This window comes from Marinobacter sp. L-46 (assembly GCF_056859535.1).
Map to the genome: position 1 here is coordinate 1 of NZ_JBSXOP010000076.1, position 19,205 is coordinate 19,205.

Annotated in this window: 16 protein-coding genes and 2 pseudogenes; 5 read left to right on the forward strand and 13 right to left on the reverse strand. The window is 58.8% G+C overall.

Translation table 11 applies throughout. From position 1 onward, the window contains the following. Positions 1-304: 304 nt before the first annotated feature. Complete coding sequence (locus tag AC13DJ_RS12570) at positions 305-730, forward strand: thioesterase family protein (RefSeq protein ID WP_022989316.1); 426 nt, start codon at positions 305-307, stop codon at positions 728-730. 6 nt (positions 731-736) lie between these two features. Here AC13DJ_RS12570 and AC13DJ_RS12575 read toward each other — a convergent pair whose 3' ends face one another. From AC13DJ_RS12575 to AC13DJ_RS12595, 5 genes are all read right to left on the reverse strand, one after another. Further along, positions 737-2,059, reverse strand: coding sequence for an MATE family efflux transporter (locus AC13DJ_RS12575; protein WP_482933257.1), 1,323 nt, complete (start codon positions 2,057-2,059; stop codon positions 737-739). A gap of 250 nt (positions 2,060-2,309) precedes the next feature. Then, entirely contained in the window at positions 2,310-2,810 is a 501-nt protein-coding gene (gene tpx, locus AC13DJ_RS12580) for a thiol peroxidase (protein WP_273133942.1), read from the reverse strand. Positions 2,811-3,054: 244 nt separating this feature from the next. Next, complete coding sequence (locus AC13DJ_RS12585) at positions 3,055-4,272, reverse strand: multidrug effflux MFS transporter (protein WP_482933258.1); 1,218 nt, start codon at positions 4,270-4,272, stop codon at positions 3,055-3,057. Positions 4,273-4,500: 228 nt separating this feature from the next. Then, entirely contained in the window at positions 4,501-5,238 is a 738-nt protein-coding gene (locus tag AC13DJ_RS12590; RefSeq protein WP_482933259.1) for a LysR family transcriptional regulator, read from the reverse strand. A 222-nt stretch (positions 5,239-5,460) separates the two neighbouring features. After that, complete coding sequence (locus AC13DJ_RS12595) at positions 5,461-6,612, reverse strand: alpha/beta fold hydrolase (RefSeq protein WP_482933260.1); 1,152 nt, start codon at positions 6,610-6,612, stop codon at positions 5,461-5,463. A gap of 182 nt (positions 6,613-6,794) precedes the next feature. On the opposite strand from AC13DJ_RS12595, the gene AC13DJ_RS12600 reads away from it, so the two are divergent. Beyond that, positions 6,795-7,688: an acyltransferase gene (locus tag AC13DJ_RS12600; RefSeq protein WP_482933261.1), complete on the forward strand. Its 894-nt coding sequence runs from the start codon at positions 6,795-6,797 to the stop codon at positions 7,686-7,688. Between the two features lie 14 nt (positions 7,689-7,702). Here the strand turns inward: AC13DJ_RS12600 and AC13DJ_RS12605 are convergent, their stop codons facing one another. The 7 genes and pseudogenes from AC13DJ_RS12605 to AC13DJ_RS12635 form a co-directional block, all read right to left on the reverse strand. Then, positions 7,703-9,688 carry a ribonuclease R family protein gene (locus tag AC13DJ_RS12605; RefSeq protein WP_482933262.1) on the reverse strand — a complete coding sequence of 662 codons (1,986 nt, stop codon included), beginning with the start codon at positions 9,686-9,688 and terminating at the stop codon, positions 7,703-7,705. Between the two features lie 109 nt (positions 9,689-9,797). Then, positions 9,798-10,247: a DUF411 domain-containing protein gene (locus AC13DJ_RS12610; RefSeq protein WP_288373021.1), complete on the reverse strand. Its 450-nt coding sequence runs from the start codon at positions 10,245-10,247 to the stop codon at positions 9,798-9,800. Between the two features lie 117 nt (positions 10,248-10,364). After that, positions 10,365-12,968, reverse strand: a complete 2,604-nt coding sequence (locus AC13DJ_RS12615; RefSeq protein ID WP_473802256.1) for a heavy metal translocating P-type ATPase — start codon at positions 12,966-12,968, stop codon at positions 10,365-10,367. After that, a complete protein-coding gene (locus AC13DJ_RS12620; protein ID WP_473802255.1) occupies positions 12,968-13,405 on the reverse strand; it encodes a MerR family transcriptional regulator in 438 nt (145 codons plus the stop codon). Before AC13DJ_RS12620 ends, AC13DJ_RS12615 begins: the two co-directional genes overlap by 1 nt. Before the next feature lie 244 nt (positions 13,406-13,649). Next, a complete protein-coding gene (locus AC13DJ_RS12625; RefSeq protein WP_094624988.1) occupies positions 13,650-13,970 on the reverse strand; it encodes a hypothetical protein in 321 nt (106 codons plus the stop codon). A gap of 51 nt (positions 13,971-14,021) precedes the next feature. Then, positions 14,022-15,488 (reverse strand): annotated as a pseudogene (locus AC13DJ_RS12630) (putative bifunctional diguanylate cyclase/phosphodiesterase); the annotation flags it as partial. Positions 15,489-15,811: 323 nt separating this feature from the next. After that, positions 15,812-16,249: a CoA-binding protein gene (locus AC13DJ_RS12635; RefSeq protein WP_199456140.1), complete on the reverse strand. Its 438-nt coding sequence runs from the start codon at positions 16,247-16,249 to the stop codon at positions 15,812-15,814. 152 nt (positions 16,250-16,401) lie between these two features. Between AC13DJ_RS12635 and AC13DJ_RS12640 the strand changes: the two genes are divergently transcribed. From AC13DJ_RS12640 to AC13DJ_RS12650, 3 genes and pseudogenes are all read left to right on the forward strand, one after another. Further along, on the forward strand, positions 16,402-17,136 hold the full coding sequence (locus AC13DJ_RS12640; protein WP_199456141.1) for an MBL fold metallo-hydrolase: 735 nt from the start codon (positions 16,402-16,404) through the stop codon (positions 17,134-17,136). Next, on the forward strand, positions 17,133-18,821 hold the full coding sequence (locus AC13DJ_RS12645) for a hypothetical protein (protein WP_199456142.1): 1,689 nt from the start codon (positions 17,133-17,135) through the stop codon (positions 18,819-18,821). The genes AC13DJ_RS12640 and AC13DJ_RS12645 overlap by 4 nt, the downstream gene beginning before the upstream one ends. A 4-nt stretch (positions 18,822-18,825) precedes the next feature. Then, a pseudogene (locus AC13DJ_RS12650) lies at positions 18,826-19,062 on the forward strand (2-amino-4-hydroxy-6-hydroxymethyldihydropteridine diphosphokinase); the annotation flags it as partial. Here the strand turns inward: AC13DJ_RS12650 and AC13DJ_RS12655 are convergent. Then, complete coding sequence (locus AC13DJ_RS12655) at positions 19,012-19,200, reverse strand: hypothetical protein (RefSeq protein ID WP_482933295.1); 189 nt, start codon at positions 19,198-19,200, stop codon at positions 19,012-19,014. The pseudogene AC13DJ_RS12650 and the gene AC13DJ_RS12655 overlap by 51 nt on opposite strands. Between the last annotated feature and the right edge of the window lie 5 nt (positions 19,201-19,205).

Here is a 19,205-nt window from a genome sequence, read left to right on the forward strand (position 1 = left end):
CGCGGTTTTCATTGAGGCCAGAGTCACCGGAGTGACTCATCATAAAGGCCGGATATATGTGCGCAGTTTTACCCAGTTAACTTTTTACACCACCGAGAGCTTGGGAGGCTTGCGCAACAAGAGGTCTACATATATGTGCCGAAGGAGCGTGTTTTGGAAGGCCTACCGCCAATCCCCGCTTACACCGCAATATCAAGCGCAGGGATACAAAGCAAGATACCCGAATAACCCACAGGATGAGAAGGGACAAAGGTAGGAGTATGATGCAGCCCCAACACCAAAGCGCAAACCAAGGAACCCCGCCGTGGCCAGAATCAAACTCGAATTCCCGGATAACGCCTTCTGCTTCGAAACAAGGATGCCGGTCAGAATCACCGACATCAACGGCGCCAACCACCTGGGTAACGACGCCCTGATCTCCATGCTCTCCGAAGCCCGCGCACAGTTCCTGGTGGAATACGGCGTTGAAGAAGGCGGCGAGGATGGCTCGGGCATCATCGTCACCGACCTGGCCACCATGTACCAGGGCGAATCCTTCTACCCGGACATGCTGCGCTTCGAAGTGGGCCTGATGGACTTCAACAAATACGGCGGCGACTTCGTATTCCGGGTGACCAAGGCCGACAGCGGCCAGCCGGTGGCCCTGGCCAAATACGGCTTTGTGTTCTTCAACTACAAAACCCGCGAAGTCACCCCCATGCCGGAGAGCTTTCGCGCCCGCTTCGCCTGAGCCACATCATGCCGGCCGGCGCAGCCGGTTCATACCTTGCCGGTACAGGCTATAGGCCATGGCACCGGCCAGCAGGTTGCCAATCAGGGCGCCGGTCATCAGGCCGGTCAGCCCGGATACCTGCCCGCCAATCCAAAGCAGCGGCAGGTAGCAGGCAAACAGCCTCAAGGTGGAAATCAGCAGCGCCCGCATGGGCATGCCCAGGGCGTTGTTCACCGACACCATCAGAATGCACACTCCCAGCCCGCTGTAACTCAGCGGCACCCGCAGCAGATAGCTCAGCAGAGTGTCCTGTACATCGGCATCCGGGCTGAACAAGGTAGATACCACGCCCGAGGCGCCCAGCCACACCAGCCCGATAAACAACTGCCAGCCCAGGATAAAGCGCACGGCAATACGCACCAGTTTGCGGATCTTCTCCAGCTCACCGGCCCCGAGCATACGCCCGATCATTGGCGGCATGGACATGGTCAGCGCCAGCACCACCACAATGGAAAAAAACTCCAGCCGGGTACCCAGGCCCCAGGCTGCCACGGCGGCGGAACCAAAGCTTGCCACCAGGGCGGTGGCCAGCATGGCCGAGATGGGCGGCATCAGCTGGCTGACCATCGCCGGGGCCATGATGCCACCCAGCTGGCGGACAGCCTGGGCCAGTTGCAGCTGGAGCAGGTCAAAGCGCAGCCAGGCCCGTTTGAGCAAGGTGGGAAACACAATCAGGGCGCCGATGCTGAACGCGGTGATGGTAGCCCAGGCGGCACCGGGCAGGCCCCAGCCGAAGACAAAGATATACAGCGGATCCAGGGCGATGTTGAGCAGGCTGGTGATGATCATCATGTAGCCGGGCAGGCGGGTATCGCCGTTGGCCCGGCATACGGCGTAGCTGAAGTAAACCATGGCGCCGGTCCAGGCCGACAGCAGCCAGGGTGCCCAGTATTCGCGAATCACCGGGCGCAGGGCCTGTTCGGCTCCGAGCAGGTCCAGGATTACGCTTTGCAGTAGCCAGACCGACAGGCATAGCGTCAGGGCGAGGCCGGCGCCAATGGCGATCACCAGGCCGCCGAGGCGCTGGGCGCGCAGGTCTTCGCCCTGGCCGAGGGTTCGGGAGATGGTGGCGGTGGTGCCGATGCCCAGGCCCACGTACATGCCGCTGACCAGTTGTTGCATGGCCACGGTGAAGCCCAGGGCTGCCAGTGGGTCCCGGCCAAGTTGGCCGACGAAGAAGCTGTCGGTGAGCTGGAAGGTCATCAGGGAGAGCACGCCGAACAGCATGGGCCAGGTCATGTGGTAGAGCTGGCGGCCCAGGGAGGCGTTTTGCAGGTTTTTGTGCACGTCGAGTTGGGTGCCTTGGTTCTGAGTGTGGCGGGATTCTAACAGTTCGCGGTAGAGAATTGGTGAAAGCAGCCGGGTGGCGATGCCCTTCCAAAAACCGCTCCTTGCGGCACGTCCGTGTGGCGCTTCTGCTCCGCCATCCATGGCTCCGCACATTTTTGGAAGGGCATCACCACCCGGCTGCCCCTACTTCGGAGGATTACGAGTACCACACGGTCATGTGTGGTGCCGGTTCCAGAAAGTGTTGGTTTCAGAGCACCTTCAGCGCCGCATCATAATCCGGCTCGTTCTTGATCTCGCTGACCAGTTCGCTGTGGATAACTTTGTTGTTCTCGTCCAGTACCACGACCGCACGGGCGCACAGGCCGGCGAGGGGGCCGTTCTGGATGGCTACGCCGTAGTCTTGCTGGAAGGCGTAGTTGCGGAAGGTGGACAGGGTTTCTACGTTGTCCAGGCCTTCGGCGCCGCAGAAGCGGGAGGCGGCGAAGGGTAGGTCGGCGGAGACGACGAGGACGACGGTGTTGTCGAGGCCACCGGCTTTTTCGTTGAATTTTCGGGTGCTGGCGGCGCAGACGCCGGTGTCGATGCTGGGGATGATGTTCAGGATTTTGCGCTTGCCGGCCCAGTTATCGAGTTTCACTTCTTCCAGGCCGCTGCTGGTCAGTGTGAACGGGGCTGCGTTGTCACCGGGCTGGGGGAATTTGCCTTCGATTTCGATGGGGTTGCCGTCCAGGGTTACGTTGTTCGCCATGGTTTGCTCCTTGCTGATTGGTTTCGGGAATTTGTACTTACTCTATGTAGCCTAGTTTGGATGAGTTTTCATCCATGCGGTTTGTAGGGGTTTAGAGAAAGGGGGAGGGCTTGGTTGGGGGACGGCGTTTCGAAAAACGCTCAAGCCATCCGTGGGCGCTTCTGCTCCGCCATCCATGGCTCCGCAAATTTCCGAAACGCCGTCCCCCAACCAAGCCACATTATTCCGGGAACGCTTTCAATAACTACTCTGCAGCAGCTTGGGCTTCAAAGCTCTGTGCGGGGTAACGCTGCACCATCAGCAGGTAGCCGATTAAGCCCAGGGCGCCACAGGTGGCGATGATGCTTGCCATGACCAGTGGCGTGCCATCGTGTAGATGGCCGACGAGCGCACCGGCGGTGGCGGCGGCACTCATCTGGATGAAGCCAAGAAGCGCAGAGGCGGAGCCGGCCATGGTGGGGTGGTTGGCCAGGGCGCCGGCCATGGTTTGGGGCAATACCATGCCGGTGCCAACCATGAACAGGGTCTGGGGCAGGATGACCGCCCAGGGGCTGTAAATCTGGTTCCAGGCCAGTAAGGCCATGGCCATTCCCGCAGCTACGGTGGTTACCAGGCCGTAGAGCAGGATCTGGTCCGGGTGGAGCTGATTGGTTAGCCGGATGGACGTCATGTTGCCCAGCAGGTAGCCGCCGGCAGTCACTGCGGTGTACAGGCCGAAATGTTCCGGGGCCACGCCCAGAACATCAATCAGAACGAACGCTGAGCCGGACAGGAACGCGAAGATACCGCCGTAAATTGCAGCGCTGGTGAGGGTATAACCTACGAATGTCATGTCGGCGCTGACTTTGCGGTAGTTACGCAACAGGCTGCCCAGGCGGAAAGGCTGACGGTTGTTCTGGCTTAGTGGTTCCGGGATGCCGATGGCGATGATGGCGATCATGATCAGGGCATAGCCGGCCATGACCGTAAAGATCCGGTGCCAGTCCATATGGGCGACAATCAGCCCGCCAAACGTTGGTGCGATTGCCGGTGCCAGCGCCATCATGCCGCCCAGCATAGCCAGGATTTTGGCGGCGTCTCTCGGTTGATAGACGTCACGAACGATGGCTCTTCCCAGCACCGGGCCGGCAGAGCCGCCCAAGGCCTGCAAAAAGCGGAACATCTGCAGGGACTCTATACTACTGGCCAGCGCGCAGCCTATGCTGGCCACGGCGAACAATACCATGCCGCCAATCATGACCGGCTTACGGCCGAAGCGGTCAGCCAAGGGGCCGCAAATCAGTTGGGCTATAGCAAACCCGACAACATACAGGCTGAGGGTCAGCTGTACCTGATCGGTTCCAGCGCCAAAGTCACTGCCAATCTGGGGAAGTGCAGGCAGGTACATGTCCGTAGCCATAGGGCCCAGAGCCACGGCAGCCGCCAGCAGAATGGTTGTCCAGATACTTGTTAGTGCGAGCACATTTTTTCCTGACTTTGGAGTTAGGTGAGAGTGGGGCCGTGCCTCCCAAAACACGCTCCTTACGGCACATCCCTGTGTCGCTTGGGCTCCGCCATCCCTGGCTCCGCACAGTTTTGGGAGGCACGGCCCCACTCTCACCATCGAACTTATGGAATGGAAGTCTAGGACGATAAGCCCGCAAAAATAACAGCCCGAGCTTTCATGCAATACATGAACGAAATCGATTGATTAGTTGTTCAGGCCATTCATGGTGGCAGCCACCGAGTTCACCTGGTTGCGAACCCAGCGGTGGGCGGGGTCGGTCTGGTGGCGGCGGTGCCAGAGCATGAGCAGGGTAAACGGGTTGTACTGGAACGGCAGCGGCACGTACTCGAAGTCCCGCATCAGGCCGTTGCTCATGCGTTCGGGGGCGGAGGCGAGGAGGGTGGTGCCTTTGAGGAAGGCCGGCAGGCCAGAGAAGTTGGACACCGTCACCGCGCTGTGCCGGTTCATGCCCCGCGCCTCCATGGTGCTGTCGAGCCCTGGCTTTTCGCCGGTGGCGAACAGCACGGTGATGTGGTCCGCGGCCATGTACTCCTTCAGATCCGCCGGCGCCTGCTCCCGCAGAATCCCGGCCAACCCCGGCAGCAACAAATCCCGCTGATAGTCGTTGGCGGCAACGGTAAACGTAAACTCCGCCGTCGCCGGATCAAACGGCGGCCCCGAAGGCAGCGTGCGCACATCGTCCAGCAACTGCCGGATATGAGGCCCGGTGCGCAGGGCATAGTCCGTAGGCACAATCCCTCGCCCGGACTTCACAAACAACGGATCCCCGAACGCCTGCCGAAGCCGGTCCAGGGTATGACTCACCGCCGACTGACTAACCCCAAGCCGAACCGCCGCCCGGGAAACACTCCCTTCGTCCAGCACAGCCAGAAAGGTCACCAGAGACCGCAAGTCCAGGTTCAATATATCAATGGATTTCATGGATGGAAGTGTAGGGCAGGAAATCCCCCAAGTCATCGCTGGAAGACCGGAAATGCGGAGGCCCAACGGGATTTAGCGGAGGTATGTGGCAGGGGGTAGGCCTTCCAAAAATGTGCGGAGCCATGGATGGCGGAGCAGAAGCGCCACATGGAAGTGCCGAAGGAGCGGTTTTTGGAAGGCCTACCCCCTGCCACATGCCGGCCATCACCCAAGCTAAAAGCCTCAGTCAGACCGAACAGCAAGCCACTCCGCAAGCTCCAACCACGAAGCCCGCGGCGCCTTGCTCCCCGCCAGGATCCCCATATGCCCACCCGGCGCCACCCGGAAGGTCTTGTCCGCAGAGCTGACATGATCCATCACCCGCTTCGCCGCTCCCGGCGTCGCCAGGGTATCCTCCTGGCCGGCAATCGCCAGTAAGTTGGCATTCACATTCTCCAGCCGCGCAAAATCCTCACCAATCTGGATCTGCCCCTTCGCCAGCTGGTTATCAATCCACACCCGCACCACCGTGTCCTGAATCACCCCGCCCGGGTAGGCCACCATCCGGTCCAGGAACGCCGACGTCGTGGCATGGTTAGTCACAAACTCCCGGTCACCCAGGCGCACCAGCAGCTCCCAGTAACCCATCACACTGCCCACCGGATTGGTCAGCTTGAAGCCGATGGTATTGGCCCAACCAGGCGTGTAGAACCAGTGGGGTTTCAGGTCATGCAGCTTGAACCCGGTGCGCTTGCGCACCACCTCCGCCACATCGGCAATGCGCTGGTACATCCAGCCGATGGCGCCCGAGGCATGGCTGTCGATGGGCAGGCCCAGCACGATGGCGTTGCGGATATGCTGGTCTTTGCTTAAGGCGGAATAGAACAGGGTGAACATGCCGCCCATACTCCAGCCATGCAGCGACAACTCCTGCTCGCCACTGTGGTCGCGCACCCGGTTCAGGTAGGCCGGCAGCAACTCCGCCACATAGGTGTGCATGTTGTAGTGGGTGTGCTCCCGTTTCGGGATGCCCCAGTCAATCAGGTACACCTCGAAGCCCTTGGCCCGCAGGAACCGCACCAGGCTGCGCTGGGGGAACAAATCGTAGATCAGCATGTTCACCGCCAGGGGCGGGATGACCACAATCGGGGTGCGGTGGGTTTTCCGTTCCACCGGAATCACCATGCCGTCCAGCTCGATGAAGTCTTCCTGCAGCGGCGGGTAATAACGCAGGCTCACCAGGCCGTCACTGTGCAGGGTTTCGAAAGGGGTTTGCCCGGCCTGTACCAGGCTGGCGGCGCGGAATACCCGGTCAAAGGCATTGCCGGCGTAGAGTGCACCCTGCCGGGTGAGGCCGGAGGCGGTATTGCGGACCGTTTTCAGAACACTGGGCATGGGCCTTCCATCATCGACTGCTGGTCAGGGAATGGGGTAAGGATAGGGTGGCAGTGGTGCCGGCACCATGGCAAATCCGTCACAGATGACCGGCACAATGGTCACTTCGGGCCACTGCCCAAGTGCCCCGGTGATTGCTATGATGCAGGCCTTCGGAACCAACAACCTACAACAGGACTACCATGCTGAGTTTTCTACCTGCGCCCCTGATCGGCATTCTCAATTCCATTCTGCTGGGCATCAACACCCTGTTCTGGTGCCTGCTGCTTTACATTCCCGCCATCCTGAAGCTGGTCGTGCCCCACAAGGGCTTCCGGGTGCTGTGCACCAAGGCCATTATCTGGGTGTCGGAATCCTGGGTGGCCTGCAATACCGGCTGGATGAAACTGACCCAGGGTACCCGCTGGCAGGTGACCGGGGCGGAAAACCTCAAGCGTGAAAGCTGGTACCTGGTGCTGAGTAACCACCAGAGCTGGGTGGATATCCTGGCCATGCAGCGGGTATTCAACCGCCGGGCGCCGTTTCTGAAGTTCTTTCTCAAGCAGCAGCTGATCTGGGTGCCGGTGATCGGCCTGGCCTGGTGGGGCCTGGATTTCCCGTTCATGAAGCGCTACAGCCGGGAATACCTGATCAAGCATCCGGAAAAACGCGGTGACGACCTGATTGCCACCCGCAAGGCCTGCGAGAAATTCCGCTATACCCCGGTCAGCGTGATGAACTTTGTTGAAGGCACGCGCTTTACTCAGGCCAAGCACGATAAACAGAAATCACCCTACCAGCACCTGCTGGTGCCGAAGGCGGGCGGAGCGGCGTTTGTGCTGGATGCCATGGGCGATTCCATCGACACGCTGGTGGATGTCACCATCGCCTATCCGGCCGGAGCGCCCACCTTCTGGGACTTCCTGTGTGGCCGGGTGCCGGAGATCCAGCTGGATATCAGTACCCGGAGCATTCCCGAGCACCTGAAAGGGCGGGACTATTCCAGCGATGCCGAGCACCGCCGGAATATGAAAGACTGGCTGGGCGAACTCTGGCGCGCCAAGGATGAGCGCCTGTCCAGAATGCTGGAGAAGTAAGTACGAGGGCGGCGTCAGCCGCCCTCTTTGTCTGTACCGGTGGGAATTTCTTCTGCGTTCAGCAGCTTGAAGTTGATCTGCCGGCGCTCGTCGTCCACCCCGGTAAAGCTTACGGTTACCCGCTGTTCCAGCTGGAAGATGCGGCCGTTCTTGTTGTGCACCAGGCGCAGGGTGACCGGGTCAAAGCTGAACTTGCCGTCCAGGTCCTTGCAGCTGACAAACCCTTCCAGGCCGTTGCAATCCAGCCGCACAAAGAAACCGGAGGGCATGGTGCGGCTGATGGTGCCCTCCATAGGGTCTTCCGGCAGGGTCTTGGCGTAGTCGGCCTTCAGCCAGGTTTCCAGGGTATTGGCGGCCTGGCGAGCGCGGAACTGGGTATTCTGCAGGGCTTCCAGCTGCTGGCTGTTCAGGGCCTTGATGGGGCAATCCCAAAGCGCGGCCTTGATCAACCGGTGTACATAGAAATCCGAGAACTTGCGCAGCGGTGAGGTAAAGGTGGTGTAGGCGGCCAGCCCCATACCCTGGTGGGGCGCGGCTTCAAAACCCAGCTCTGCCCGGGCCAGCTGGCGGGACAGAATGGATTTAACCGGTACTTCCGCTTCCAGTTGCTCGGTGTGTTTCATCAGGGCCTTGAAGCCTTCGGCGGTGCTGGCATCGTGCTCGACCAAGTGCGGTGCATAGCCTTCCAGCAGCTTGCGGATGTTGTCGGCACGGTCGTCCCGCAGGCCGGGGTGCTGGATAAACAGCCCTTGCCCCCGTTGGTTCAGGAAGTCAGCGGCGCAGCGGTTGGCCGCCACCATGCACTCTTCCACCAGCCGGTGGGCTTCGTTCTGGACTGCCGGCTCAATCAGCCGGATGCGCTTGTTTTCGTCCAGCCGCAGCCGGAATTCCGGCCGGTCATTGCTCAGTAGCGCGTGTTCGGCGCGCCATTTGCGCAGCGCGGTGGCGGCCTGGTGCAGCTGGTCCAGGCTGTTGGCCACGGCGTCTGGCAGGGCCTTGATCTCGTCGTCTTCCCGGCCTTCAATCAGGTGCGAGACCAGCTCGTAGCTGAGCTTACCCTTGGAGCATATAGTCGCTTGTTGGAAGCTGTAGTCACCCAGGCTGCCATCGTTGTTCACCTGCAGGTCGCACACCAGCGCCAGCCGGGGTACATCCGGCATCAGTGAGCACAGGCGGGTGCTGATGGTATCCGGCAGCATGGGCAGCGGCTCGCCCGGGAAGTAAATCGCCGTGGCCCGGTTGAAGGCTTCTTCCTCGGCTGGGCTGCCCGGTTCAATCATCGCCGTCGGGTCGGCAATGGCAATGGACAGGGTCCAGCCGGTGGCGTTGGGTGTGGCCATCAGGGCATCGTCCATGTCCTGGGTGCCCGGGCTGTCGATGGTGACATAGGGCTGTGCGGTTCGGTCTTCGCGGCCATCGGTGTGGGCGGAAACAGACGCTTCGCCCAGGACATCGGCCTGCTTCTGCACTTCGTCCGGCCAGGCATCGGCCAGGTCGAAGTTGGCCAGGGTGAAGGCCCGTTCGATGCCCGGCTCACCGGCCTTGCCGATAACCCGCAGTACCTTGGCCTGGCCCTTGCCGTCCTTGAACGGGTGGCGATGAATCTGGCAGTAGATGAAGTCGTCCGGCTGGGCGTTCATACGTTCTTTCGGCGGAATGAAAATCCAGCGGTTGATGCCCGGGGTTTCCGGTGCCACAAAGTGGCCCTTGCCCTTGATCAGGTAACGGCCCACGAAGGTGGTCAGGTGCGATTCCAGCAGCTCGTCCACCATGCCCTGGGTTTTGCCCTTTTCCACTTCCTGTTCGGTAACGTTTACCCGGTCGCCGGGCAGCACCTTCTGCATTTCCTCGGGCGGCAGGAACACGTCCCGTCCTTCATCCAGGGCCACAAAGCCGAAGCGCCCGTTGGTGGGCTTGACGGTACCCGGGAAGACCACCTTGTTCTGCTTGATATCGGTTTTCAGCTGGCGCAACTGATTGAGAGCGTCGGCATTGAGCATGGAGAAATAACCTGGCTAAAAATGTGTGATGCAGCGGAGTATAACGGTTCTGCCAGATCGAGTCAGATCTGGCAGAACCGGCCAGGAAAAATAGTCCGCGGGGCGGGCGTCAGTTGTGCTCGTTAAAGATCCGGGTCTGGCCCTGATCGTTAAACAGAATCACCTTGTAGTGATCCTTGCGGTCGCCCATCTCCATACCCGGAGAGCCCGCCGGCATGCCCGGTACGCTCAGGCCGGTGGCCTTGGGGGCTTCCGCCAGCAGGCGCTTGATGTCGTCTGCCGGTACATGGCCTTCAATCACATAGCCATCCACAAAGGCGGTGTGGCAGCTGCCCAGGCCCGGAATCAGGCCGGCTTCGGCCTTGATCTTGCCCATGTCGTTACTGTTGGTGGCGGTTACCTCGAAGCCGTTCTCTTCCAGATGGTCAATCCAGTCGCCGCAGCAGCCACAGGTGGGTGATTTGTATACATGGATGCTCTGGGCGGCACCGCCAGCCAGGGCGGTTGTGGAAAAACCCATTGCAGCAATCAGGCCAAGGGCCAGGGTGTGTTTTCTCATGGTGATTACCTCAGTGATGTTGATCGGAGTTGTCCGAGTTAGAGCCGGAGAGCCAGAACCACCAGACAATGGCAGCCATCAGGGCGAGACCACCGGCATTGACCAGAAATGTTGTCATCAGTTCCGCTCCTCTGCTGATACCTGGGGTTGGCTGGTCTTGAACAGCCGCAGCCGGTTGGCGTTGGAAACCACCGTCACTGAAGACAGCGACATGGCGGCGCCGGCCAGGATCGGACTCATCAGGATGCCCCACACAGGGTAGAGCAGGCCGGCGGCCACCGGAATACCCAAGGAGTTATAGATAAAGGCCCCGAACAGGTTCTGGTGAATATTCTTCACGGTCGCCCGGGAAATCTCGATGGCGTCCGGCACCCCGTGCAGGGAACCGCGCATCAGGGTGATCGATGCGCTTTCAATGGCTACATCGGTACCGGTGCCGATGGCAAAGCCGACGTCCGCAGCCGCCAGTGCCGGGGCATCGTTGATGCCATCGCCGACCATGGCCACGGTGTAGCCTTTACCCCGCATTTCGCTGACCACTTCGGCCTTGTCCTCCGGCAACACCTCGGCCCGATAGTCATCGATACCGGATTTGGCCGCAATGGCGCGGGCGGTGGCATCGACATCGCCGGTGACCATCATCACCTTGATGCCAGCGTCGTGCAGGCGCCGGATGGCAGCCTCGGAATCCGGTTTGATGGCATCGGCCACGCCGATGACGCCCAGCACTTGTTGCCCTGATGCGAGGAACAGCGGTGTGCCGGCTTCCTGGGTAATGGCTTGGGCGGCGTCATTCAGGGCGTCTACAGACAGCCCTTCGGCTTCCAGCCAGCGCCGGTTACCCAGGCGCACTGTTTCGCCGTTAAATTCACCTTGAACACCTTTGCCGTTCAACGCTTCAAAGCCGGTGACGGCTTCCACGGAGACCTCATCTTCTTTGGCACGCGTCAGAATCGCCTCCGCTAAAGGATGCTCGGAATGCCGCTCCAGCCCGGCAGCCAGCGCCAGCAACCGGTTTTTATCGCCATCAACCGCATGCACCCGGGTGACCGCTGGATGGCCTTCGGTGATGGTGCCGGTCTTGTCCAGAATCACCAGGTCAATCTTGCCGGCGGTCTGCAGGGCATCGCCCTGGCGAATCAGCGCGCCGTATTCCGCGGCCTTGCCGACCCCCACCATCACCGACATGGGCGTGGCCAGGCCTAGCGCACAGGGGCAGGCGATAATCAGTACCGTGGTGGCAGCCACCATCATATGCACCACCGCCGGCTCCGGCCCGACGTTGTACCAGACCAGCGCCGACACTACGGCAATCAGCATCACCGAGGGCACGAACACGGAAGAAATCTTGTCCGCCAGCCGCCCGATGGCAGGCTTGGAGCCCTGGGCTTTCTTCACCAGCTTGATGATCTGCGCCAGCGCGGTCTCGCTGCCTACCCGGGTGGCTTCATAGATAATGGAGCCGTGGGTGTTCAGGGTACCGGCGGAGACCTCATCGCCTTCACCCTTGCTCACCGGCATGGGCTCACCGGTCAGCATGCTTTCATCAATGCGGGTGGAGCCCTCGGCAATCACCCCGTCTACCGGCAGCTTCTCGCCCGGGCGCACCCGGATGCGATCGCCTTTCTGCACGTCTTCCACCGGAATGTCCTGCTCCTGGCCATCGCGGATCACCCGGGCGGTCTTTGCCCGCAGGTCCAGCAGCCGGCGCACCGCCTCCGAGGTCTTGCCCTTGGCCCGCAGCTCCAGCGCCTGGCCCAGGTTGATCAGGCCGATAATCATCGCCGAGGCCTCAAAATACACATGCCGCGCCATCTCCGGCAGCGCCTCCGGCACACTGGCCACCACCATCGAATAGAGCCAGGCGGTACCGGTACCCAGGGCAATCAGCGTGTCCATATTGGCGTTATGGTGTTTGAACGCCTTCCAGGCCCCGGTATAGAAATGCCCGCCAGTGGCAATCATCACCCCCAGGGTGAGAATACCCAGGTTGATCCAGGTAAGCTGATTGGCCTCGGTCACCATCATCGACCCGAAGCCCATGCCCCAGATCATCAGCCCAAGGCCCAGCCCCAGGCTGATGGCCATCTTCACCAGCAGCACCTTGTACTGCTTCTTGTCCTCTTCCTGCTTGCGATCGTCTGCCGCATCCGGGTCTTCAATCACCCGGGCGCCGTAACCGGCGCTCTCCACCGCATTAACCAGCGCCTGCGAATCCACACCTCCGCTGGCGGTGGCAGTATTGTCCGCCAGGTTCATATGGGCATGGGTTACCCCGGGCACCGACATCAGGGCTTTCTCGATAGAATTCACACAAGACGCACAGGTCGCCCCGGTCACCGCCAACACCACCGCATCGCCATCGGCCGGCACCTCAGTTGCGCTCGCAGCCTCTGCTGCCGGCTCATACGGCTTGTAGATTTCTTCCTGCGCCTTGCTGCTACAGCAGGACGTGGCTTTCTTCGACGCACAACAGCTGCCGGACTCCGCCCCCGGCTCGGCAATGGCCTCTGCCGGATACCCCGTCTCCGTCACAATCCGCGCCGCCTCGGCCACATCCACGCCCTCAGGCAGGGCCACCGTCTGTGCCTCGAGATTCACCTCAACCAGCTCGGTACTACCGGCCAGCGGCTCCAGGGCATTACGAATCTTCTTCGCACACCCCTGACAAGACGCCCCGGAAATCGACAGAGCGGTTCTAAGAACCGGTGCTTCACTCATCACTCACTACTCCCACAGCAAGACCCGGCAGAAGGATTATCCCAATGCTCGATCAACCGACAAATCGTATGCCCGTCCGGCGTCCCATCCGGCATCTCCTGCCATGCCGAAAGTGCTGACACCATCCGCTTGCGCAACAACTGCAACTCCGCAATCTCCCGCTCAACCTCCGCCAGCCGCTGCGTAAACACATCCCGCACCATCGGGCAGGGTGAATGATGGTCATCCGCCTGCTCCAGAATCTGCCGGATCTCCGGCAACGAAAAACCCAGTTGCCGAGCCTTCCGGGCAAACCGCAACCGCCGCAGATCCTCGGCATCATAAAGCTGGTAGTTGTTATCCGGATTCCGCACCGGGCGCAGCAGACCTTCCCGGGTATAGAACCGGACGGTATCCGGGTTAACCCCGGCGGCGGTGGCGATTTCTTTGACTTTCATGGTGCCATGATCCCCCAATAAACATTCGGGTGGATGGGAGGCCTATTCAGATGCTTCGGAGTGTTGGTGTGGGTGGCGCTTCCGAAAATGTTCGTAGCCATGGATGGCGGAGACAAGCGTACAGGGAAGTATTCACAGCGGTTTTCGGAAGCGCCACCCACACCGACACGGCAATCTCCCAAATCCACAACAGAAGAGTAAAACCTGTGACCAACTCACAGGTCAAAGGTTTCAGAAAAGGAAATCAGGAAGAGGAATTTTTAGAGCGAAGAAACACACCACATGACTTGCACTGATCAGGCGCCATCAGCTTCGCCTGCCAACCGATCTTCTCGCCACAGGCCGGACACCGAAGCCGAAGCTGAAGCACAACAATCGGCGCCACCAGCAACGCCAGCAACACCCCCAGTGAACCCCAGTCATCGCCGGAAGAAATCCCCAGCTGACTGCTGAACACCAACACCACAATCAACGCCACAAACGCGAAGACAAAATAATTGCGATTCCACCGCTCCCAGCGGCGAAGCTTCGCATCCTGCTCCGGAGTCAGATACCTGGCAGACATAACAACCACCCGAAAAGAATTTACCGGAAGTTTGCAGTCAGCGGCAGGCAATTACAATCGGGAAATGGCCGGCTCACGGGCGAATGGTGCTTCCACCATGATGGAACTCTCCAGCTCCTCCGGCGGCACCGGATGATTGATCAGGAAACCCTGGGCCAGGTTGCAGTGGTGCCGGCGCAGGAAATTCAGCTGGTCCCGGGTCTCCACACCCTCGGCCACCACCCGGATGCCCAGGTTGTGGGCCAGGTTGATCACCGCCCGGGTAATCACCGCATCATCATGGCGGCTGGTCACCTCGGTGATAAACGACCGGTCAATCTTCAGCATATCCACCGGGAAATCCCGCAGGTAGCCCAGCGACGAATAGCCCACCCCGAAATCATCAATGGCCAGGTGCACACCCAGCTGGTGCAACTGGCGTAGCTGATTGAGGTTGTGCTCGATATTCTGGATGAAAATCTCCTCGGTCAGCTCCACCTCCAGCATGGCCGGGTTCACCTGCTCGGCCAGCAGGGTGTCCCGGATATGGGCCACCAGGGACTCATCGTCCAGCTCCCGGCCGGACAGGTTGACGGCAATCCGGAGGTTCTCGCAGGGAGTGCCTTTCCAGCGCGCCAGCTGGCGGCAGGCGGCCAGTACCACCCAGCGGCCGATCTCGGTAATACGGCCGCTTTCCTCCGCCAGGGGAATGAACTCACAGGGTGCCAGCAAGCCCCGGCGCGGGTGCTGCCAGCGAATCAGCGCCTCGACGCTGGTCACCTCGTTGGTGTCCAGGTCGAGCTGGGGCTGGTAGTACAGAATGAATTCGTCATTGGCCAGGGCCTGGCTCAGATCCTTGTCCAGTTCCAGCCGCATCACCTCCCGGTCCTGCATGCCTTCCATATAGAACTGATAGGTGTTGCGGCCCTGCTCCTTGGCCCGGTACAGGGCAATGTCGGCGTTGCGCAGCAGGGTGTCGGCATCCAGGCCGCTCTGGGGATACAAGGCCACGCCCATGGTGGCGGTAATGCTGTGGCGTTCGCCCTGAACCTCGAACGGCTCCTGGAAGCACTGGCTGATTTGCCCCAGCAGATGAATGACATCATCGATATCGTCGACCTGTTGCTGGCACACCATAAACTCGTCACCGCCGGAATAGGCCACCAGCACCAGCTCGTCGCTGAGGCGGTTCAGCCGTTCCGACACGCCAATCAGCAGCTCGTCGCCAAACTGGTGGCCGAGGGTATCGTTGAGCATCTGGAAGCGGTCAAGGTCGAGCAGGATCAGCGCTGCCTGGCGCATTTGCCGGTCGGCAATGCCGAGGGTATGCGCCAGGTCTTCCATAAAGAAGCGGCGGTTGGCCAGGCCGGTGAGGGTGTCGGTGGATTCCAGCCGTTCCAGGTCTTTCTGCACGGCTTTGCGCTGGTCGATCTCCCGCTCCAGCTCTTTACGGGTTTTCAGCAGGGCCTGGTTGCGCCGGAGGATGGCCTGGACCAACACCGTGGTCAGGCTGGTGAGCAGCCCGAGCAGGAACAGGCTGCCGAAGATAATCCGGACGTGACGGCTGTCTTCCTCGATCAGCCCGCTGCGCAGCCAGAAGCCAACGGCCAGGAAGACCATCAGAATTAGCACAGGGAACGCCGGGCTCATCAGAGCACGCACGATCGGTTTCAAGGCTGTGTCATTGCCCGGCATACTTCTCAACCACATGGCTCGGCCAATCTTATGATTATTATGGGACCACGGATCACCCCCCGAAGGGGATGCGGATACAATCGCTGCAGGCTAGGTTATGACAGGCTGGGCAAACGGGTAACAGTTGTTCGCCCAAACTGTGACAGGCCTCTTGATTCGAGCGGGAATCAGCGGCCGGATGCGGGTGTGGCAATGCCCAGTTTCGGAATTTCCTGCTTCGGGCAGCGGTCCATGACCACTTTAAGCCCTGCGGCTTCCGCCCGGGCAGCACCGTCTTCGTTGATCACGCCAATCTGCAGCCAGAGCACCGGGATTTTCTGTTCGATGGCCTGGTCGATCACCGCATCGGTGCGCTCCGGAGCCAGGAACAGGTCTGCCATGTCGACCGGCTCGGGCAAGGAGGCCAGGTCGGCATACACGGTCTCGCCGAGAATTTCCTGGCCGGCCAGTCTCGGGTTTACCGGAATTACCCGGTAACCGTGGCCTTGCAGGTTTTCCATCACCTCATGGGAGGGGCGGTTGGTTTTCTCGCTGGCGCCCACCAGGGCAATGGTGCGGACGGTCTCGAGAATTTCGCGAATCTGTTCAGGGCTGTTGCTGGGCATGCTATCTCCTCGATAATTCAGCAGCTCTATACGGTGTTACACTGTAAAGTGAAAATAGAAACTAGCATAACCCTTTCAAATTTTCCGATGGATCGAATGCGGGCAGCCCATAGTGCAAGACTTTCGGTCCAGTTGTGAAGGAATCTACGTGGATGACTGAAGCTAAATTAACAATGCTAGGTGTGGGGCACTCCGAAGCTATCAATCATTGGAATAACAATGCGATGATCGAAGCCAATGGCCGCCGACTGTTGATTGATGCTGGATACACAATCAAGTTCGCTCTACGGGACCGTGGGTTTACCCCGCAGGATATTGACGCCATTTTTATCACTCATGTTCATGCCGACCATTGTTTTGGGCTTGAACGATTAGCCTATGAATGCCGCTTTAGCTACGGGTTTAAACCTACCCTCTATTTACCTCCGGGAGTCTATGAAGAGCTATGGATGCACACATTGAAGGGTGTGATGGGCCAAGTAGGGGAAGGCCCAGCTGAGTTACGTGATTTTTTTGACATAGTTCTAGTCGATGAAAGTGGCTTTGAATTTGAAGGTGTGGATCTGCAGTTATTCCAGAACCGGCATACCCCGAATAAACCCTCTTATGGCCTATTTATTAATCAAAGATTATTGTTCAGTGGCGATACTCGACCAATCCCAGATATTGTCAGCCGATACAATCCAAAAATCATTCTGCATGACAGTACACTCTCGAACTGGAATCCAGTGCATGCGTCGTTAACGGAACTTCGAGAATGTTATCCAAAAGCGGTCCGCAAACGTATGTACCTAATGAGTTACGAGGATTACTTTGAGAATTATCGACTGGAAGTGGAGGAAGATTTTGCGGGCTTTGCGGAACAGGGACAGGAGTTCGACGTTTGAGTATTGAAATAATGGAAGCGAGAGTTATTCACTCCGATTCCAGGGCCGGTAGATTCCTAGCGTTGTGTACTGAAGAGCAGCAGCTGGCATATAGCCATTGGCGCGCATTCCAAAAGGCGGGCTATCCTGCCGTTCAGGTGGGACAGGTTTTCAAAGTTCGTCTCGGGCGAGATGCCCGCGACGGTGAAACGCTTGTCGTTCGCGAAGTCATAGCGGAATGTGAGGCTGAGAATATTGCCATCTCTGGGGTCGGTCGTGATTCCGAACAGCAATTGGTTTCGGATCGCCATTGGTTGGACCAGCTTAACGCTTCGAATGGCATTACCGTGGTCGCTAACAAGGTGCTGAACGGATCCGAAATATTTGACCTGGACATTCCTGGATCGCTGGTATTGATTAACTGTAAAGTCGTCGGTGATTTTCGATGGATACGCGCCCGTTTCGAGGGCAGTTTTTGGTGTCTCAACTGTCAGTTTGAAAATCACTTCAGTTTGAAGTCGGCTAATCTTGACGGCAGTGTGGTCATTTTTGGCTGTGACTTTTCTGGCCCTGGCGGAATTTCATTTCGTGGCATCAAGGCTTTATCTGTTTTGATTGAGTTTGGCACCCGGGGCGGCGATGACATGCTCTGGTTGAATGAAATGACACTTAGGGGGTGCCTGACACTGAATGGCAGCTTTGACGCACCGGTACAACTGCTATCGAAACAGGACGATGCCCCCGTTAACACTCAACCTCGACTGAACAATGTTTACATTGGGCGTCAGAGCTACCATGCCGAGCATTTAAGTCGGAACGAGTTTAGCGGCGGTATTTGTGTCGATGGGTACGATCTCGACGGTGATCTGGAGGTTCACCGCAGCACACTGGGCCAACTGCAGCTTGCAGACATCAAGGCGAATAGCATTACGGTACGAGATTGTGAACTGACAAAAGATCTGAGTATGAATCGAGTGTCGATTCAAGATGAGGCCAAGGGAATAGCGGTAGAAGATTCCATGATTGGCCGTAATCTCCGTATGACGGGCAAAAGTCTCCGGGGACGCTGCCGGCTGTCTGGCACTTCGGTGGATCAGTCTTGGATTCTGGAGCTGGAAAAACCGGAGGATGGAACCCCGGCTATTGAAATGTCACGATTTCACGCGGCACAGGCGTGGTTTGACCCGGTTTCGTTGATCTACGGCAGTGTGCCGATTCGTCGTCTCATGAGCCCTCCTCCGTTTGCTTTGTTGGCAAATTTTGACGCCAGATCATCAGATGTTGAGAATCGCCGTTTGCTTTCAGAAGCTTATACATGTTTCAAGAACTGGCTGGCGGACACTGGCCATTTAAGGGAGGAAGATCATGCATTCTTTCATATGCGTGACTACAAAGAATCCGGCAGACTGCGCAGGCTAATACTCGGCGGTTTTTTCGGCTGGGGGATTCGGCTCAGAAACGTTTTGTGTACGGCGCTGCTGGTAATTGGAATTTTTGCGTTTGCTTTTGCGCTTACAGGTTTTCCATCAAGCGAGGCGCTGATGCTGAGTCTGCAAAGCTTTATCAGCATACTTTTTGGAGAATGGAGCCTACCGGTTCCCCCCGCCATATCGTGGCTGTCGCTTATGGTCACCATGGAGTCCATGATCGGAGTGTTGCTCGTTACCGTACTAATTGGTGCGTATATCCGAAAACTGTTGAGATGATCATATGTGGTATCTATGCGGACTGGGTAGCAATGTTGAACCAAGGTTGAATCTGGCCAATGCGGTTGCCACGCTGTTGGAAGAAAATAACATGCTGTGGTTGTCGCCCGTTATACATACCCAGCCTAAGGGCATAGTGACGAAGCGTTCCTTTCTCAATGCTCTAGTTGTTTTCTACAGCCCACTGTCACTATGTCAGCTCAAAAACAGGACGAATGCGCTTGAGGAAGCCTTGGGTCGTGATCGTGCTGATCCGCTGAGAAGCTTGAAAGACCGCTGCATCGATGTGGACATTTTGGAGCAAAGTGGTGACGGCTGCTTCACCGGGGCGACCATCGAGGAGTCGTATTATCGTGAACTTTTTACTGGGCTTGAGCATGCCCG

What these genes read in the sequence shown, in the direction of transcription:
- tpx (WP_273133942.1), bottom strand. Translation starts at nt 2,810, where the DNA reads ATGGCGAACAACGTAACCCTGGACGGCAACCCCATCGAAATCGAAGGC.
- AC13DJ_RS12590 (WP_482933259.1), bottom strand. Translation starts at nt 5,238, where the DNA reads ATGAAATCCATTGATATATTGAACCTGGACTTGCGGTCTCTGGTGACC.
- AC13DJ_RS12595 (WP_482933260.1), bottom strand. Translation starts at nt 6,612, where the DNA reads ATGCCCAGTGTTCTGAAAACGGTCCGCAATACCGCCTCCGGCCTCACC.
- AC13DJ_RS12600 (WP_482933261.1), top strand. Translation starts at nt 6,795, where the DNA reads ATGCTGAGTTTTCTACCTGCGCCCCTGATCGGCATTCTCAATTCCATT.
- AC13DJ_RS12605 (WP_482933262.1), bottom strand. Translation starts at nt 9,688, where the DNA reads ATGCTCAATGCCGACGCTCTCAATCAGTTGCGCCAGCTGAAAACCGAT.
- AC13DJ_RS12610 (WP_288373021.1), bottom strand. Translation starts at nt 10,247, where the DNA reads ATGAGAAAACACACCCTGGCCCTTGGCCTGATTGCTGCAATGGGTTTT.
- AC13DJ_RS12615 (WP_473802256.1), bottom strand. Translation starts at nt 12,968, where the DNA reads ATGAGTGAAGCACCGGTTCTTAGAACCGCTCTGTCGATTTCCGGGGCG.
- AC13DJ_RS12620 (WP_473802255.1), bottom strand. Translation starts at nt 13,405, where the DNA reads ATGAAAGTCAAAGAAATCGCCACCGCCGCCGGGGTTAACCCGGATACC.
- AC13DJ_RS12625 (WP_094624988.1), bottom strand. Translation starts at nt 13,970, where the DNA reads ATGTCTGCCAGGTATCTGACTCCGGAGCAGGATGCGAAGCTTCGCCGC.
- AC13DJ_RS12635 (WP_199456140.1), bottom strand. Translation starts at nt 16,249, where the DNA reads ATGCCCAGCAACAGCCCTGAACAGATTCGCGAAATTCTCGAGACCGTC.
- AC13DJ_RS12640 (WP_199456141.1), top strand. Translation starts at nt 16,402, where the DNA reads ATGACTGAAGCTAAATTAACAATGCTAGGTGTGGGGCACTCCGAAGCT.
- AC13DJ_RS12655 (WP_482933295.1), bottom strand. Translation starts at nt 19,200, where the DNA reads ATGCTCAAGCCCAGTAAAAAGTTCACGATAATACGACTCCTCGATGGT.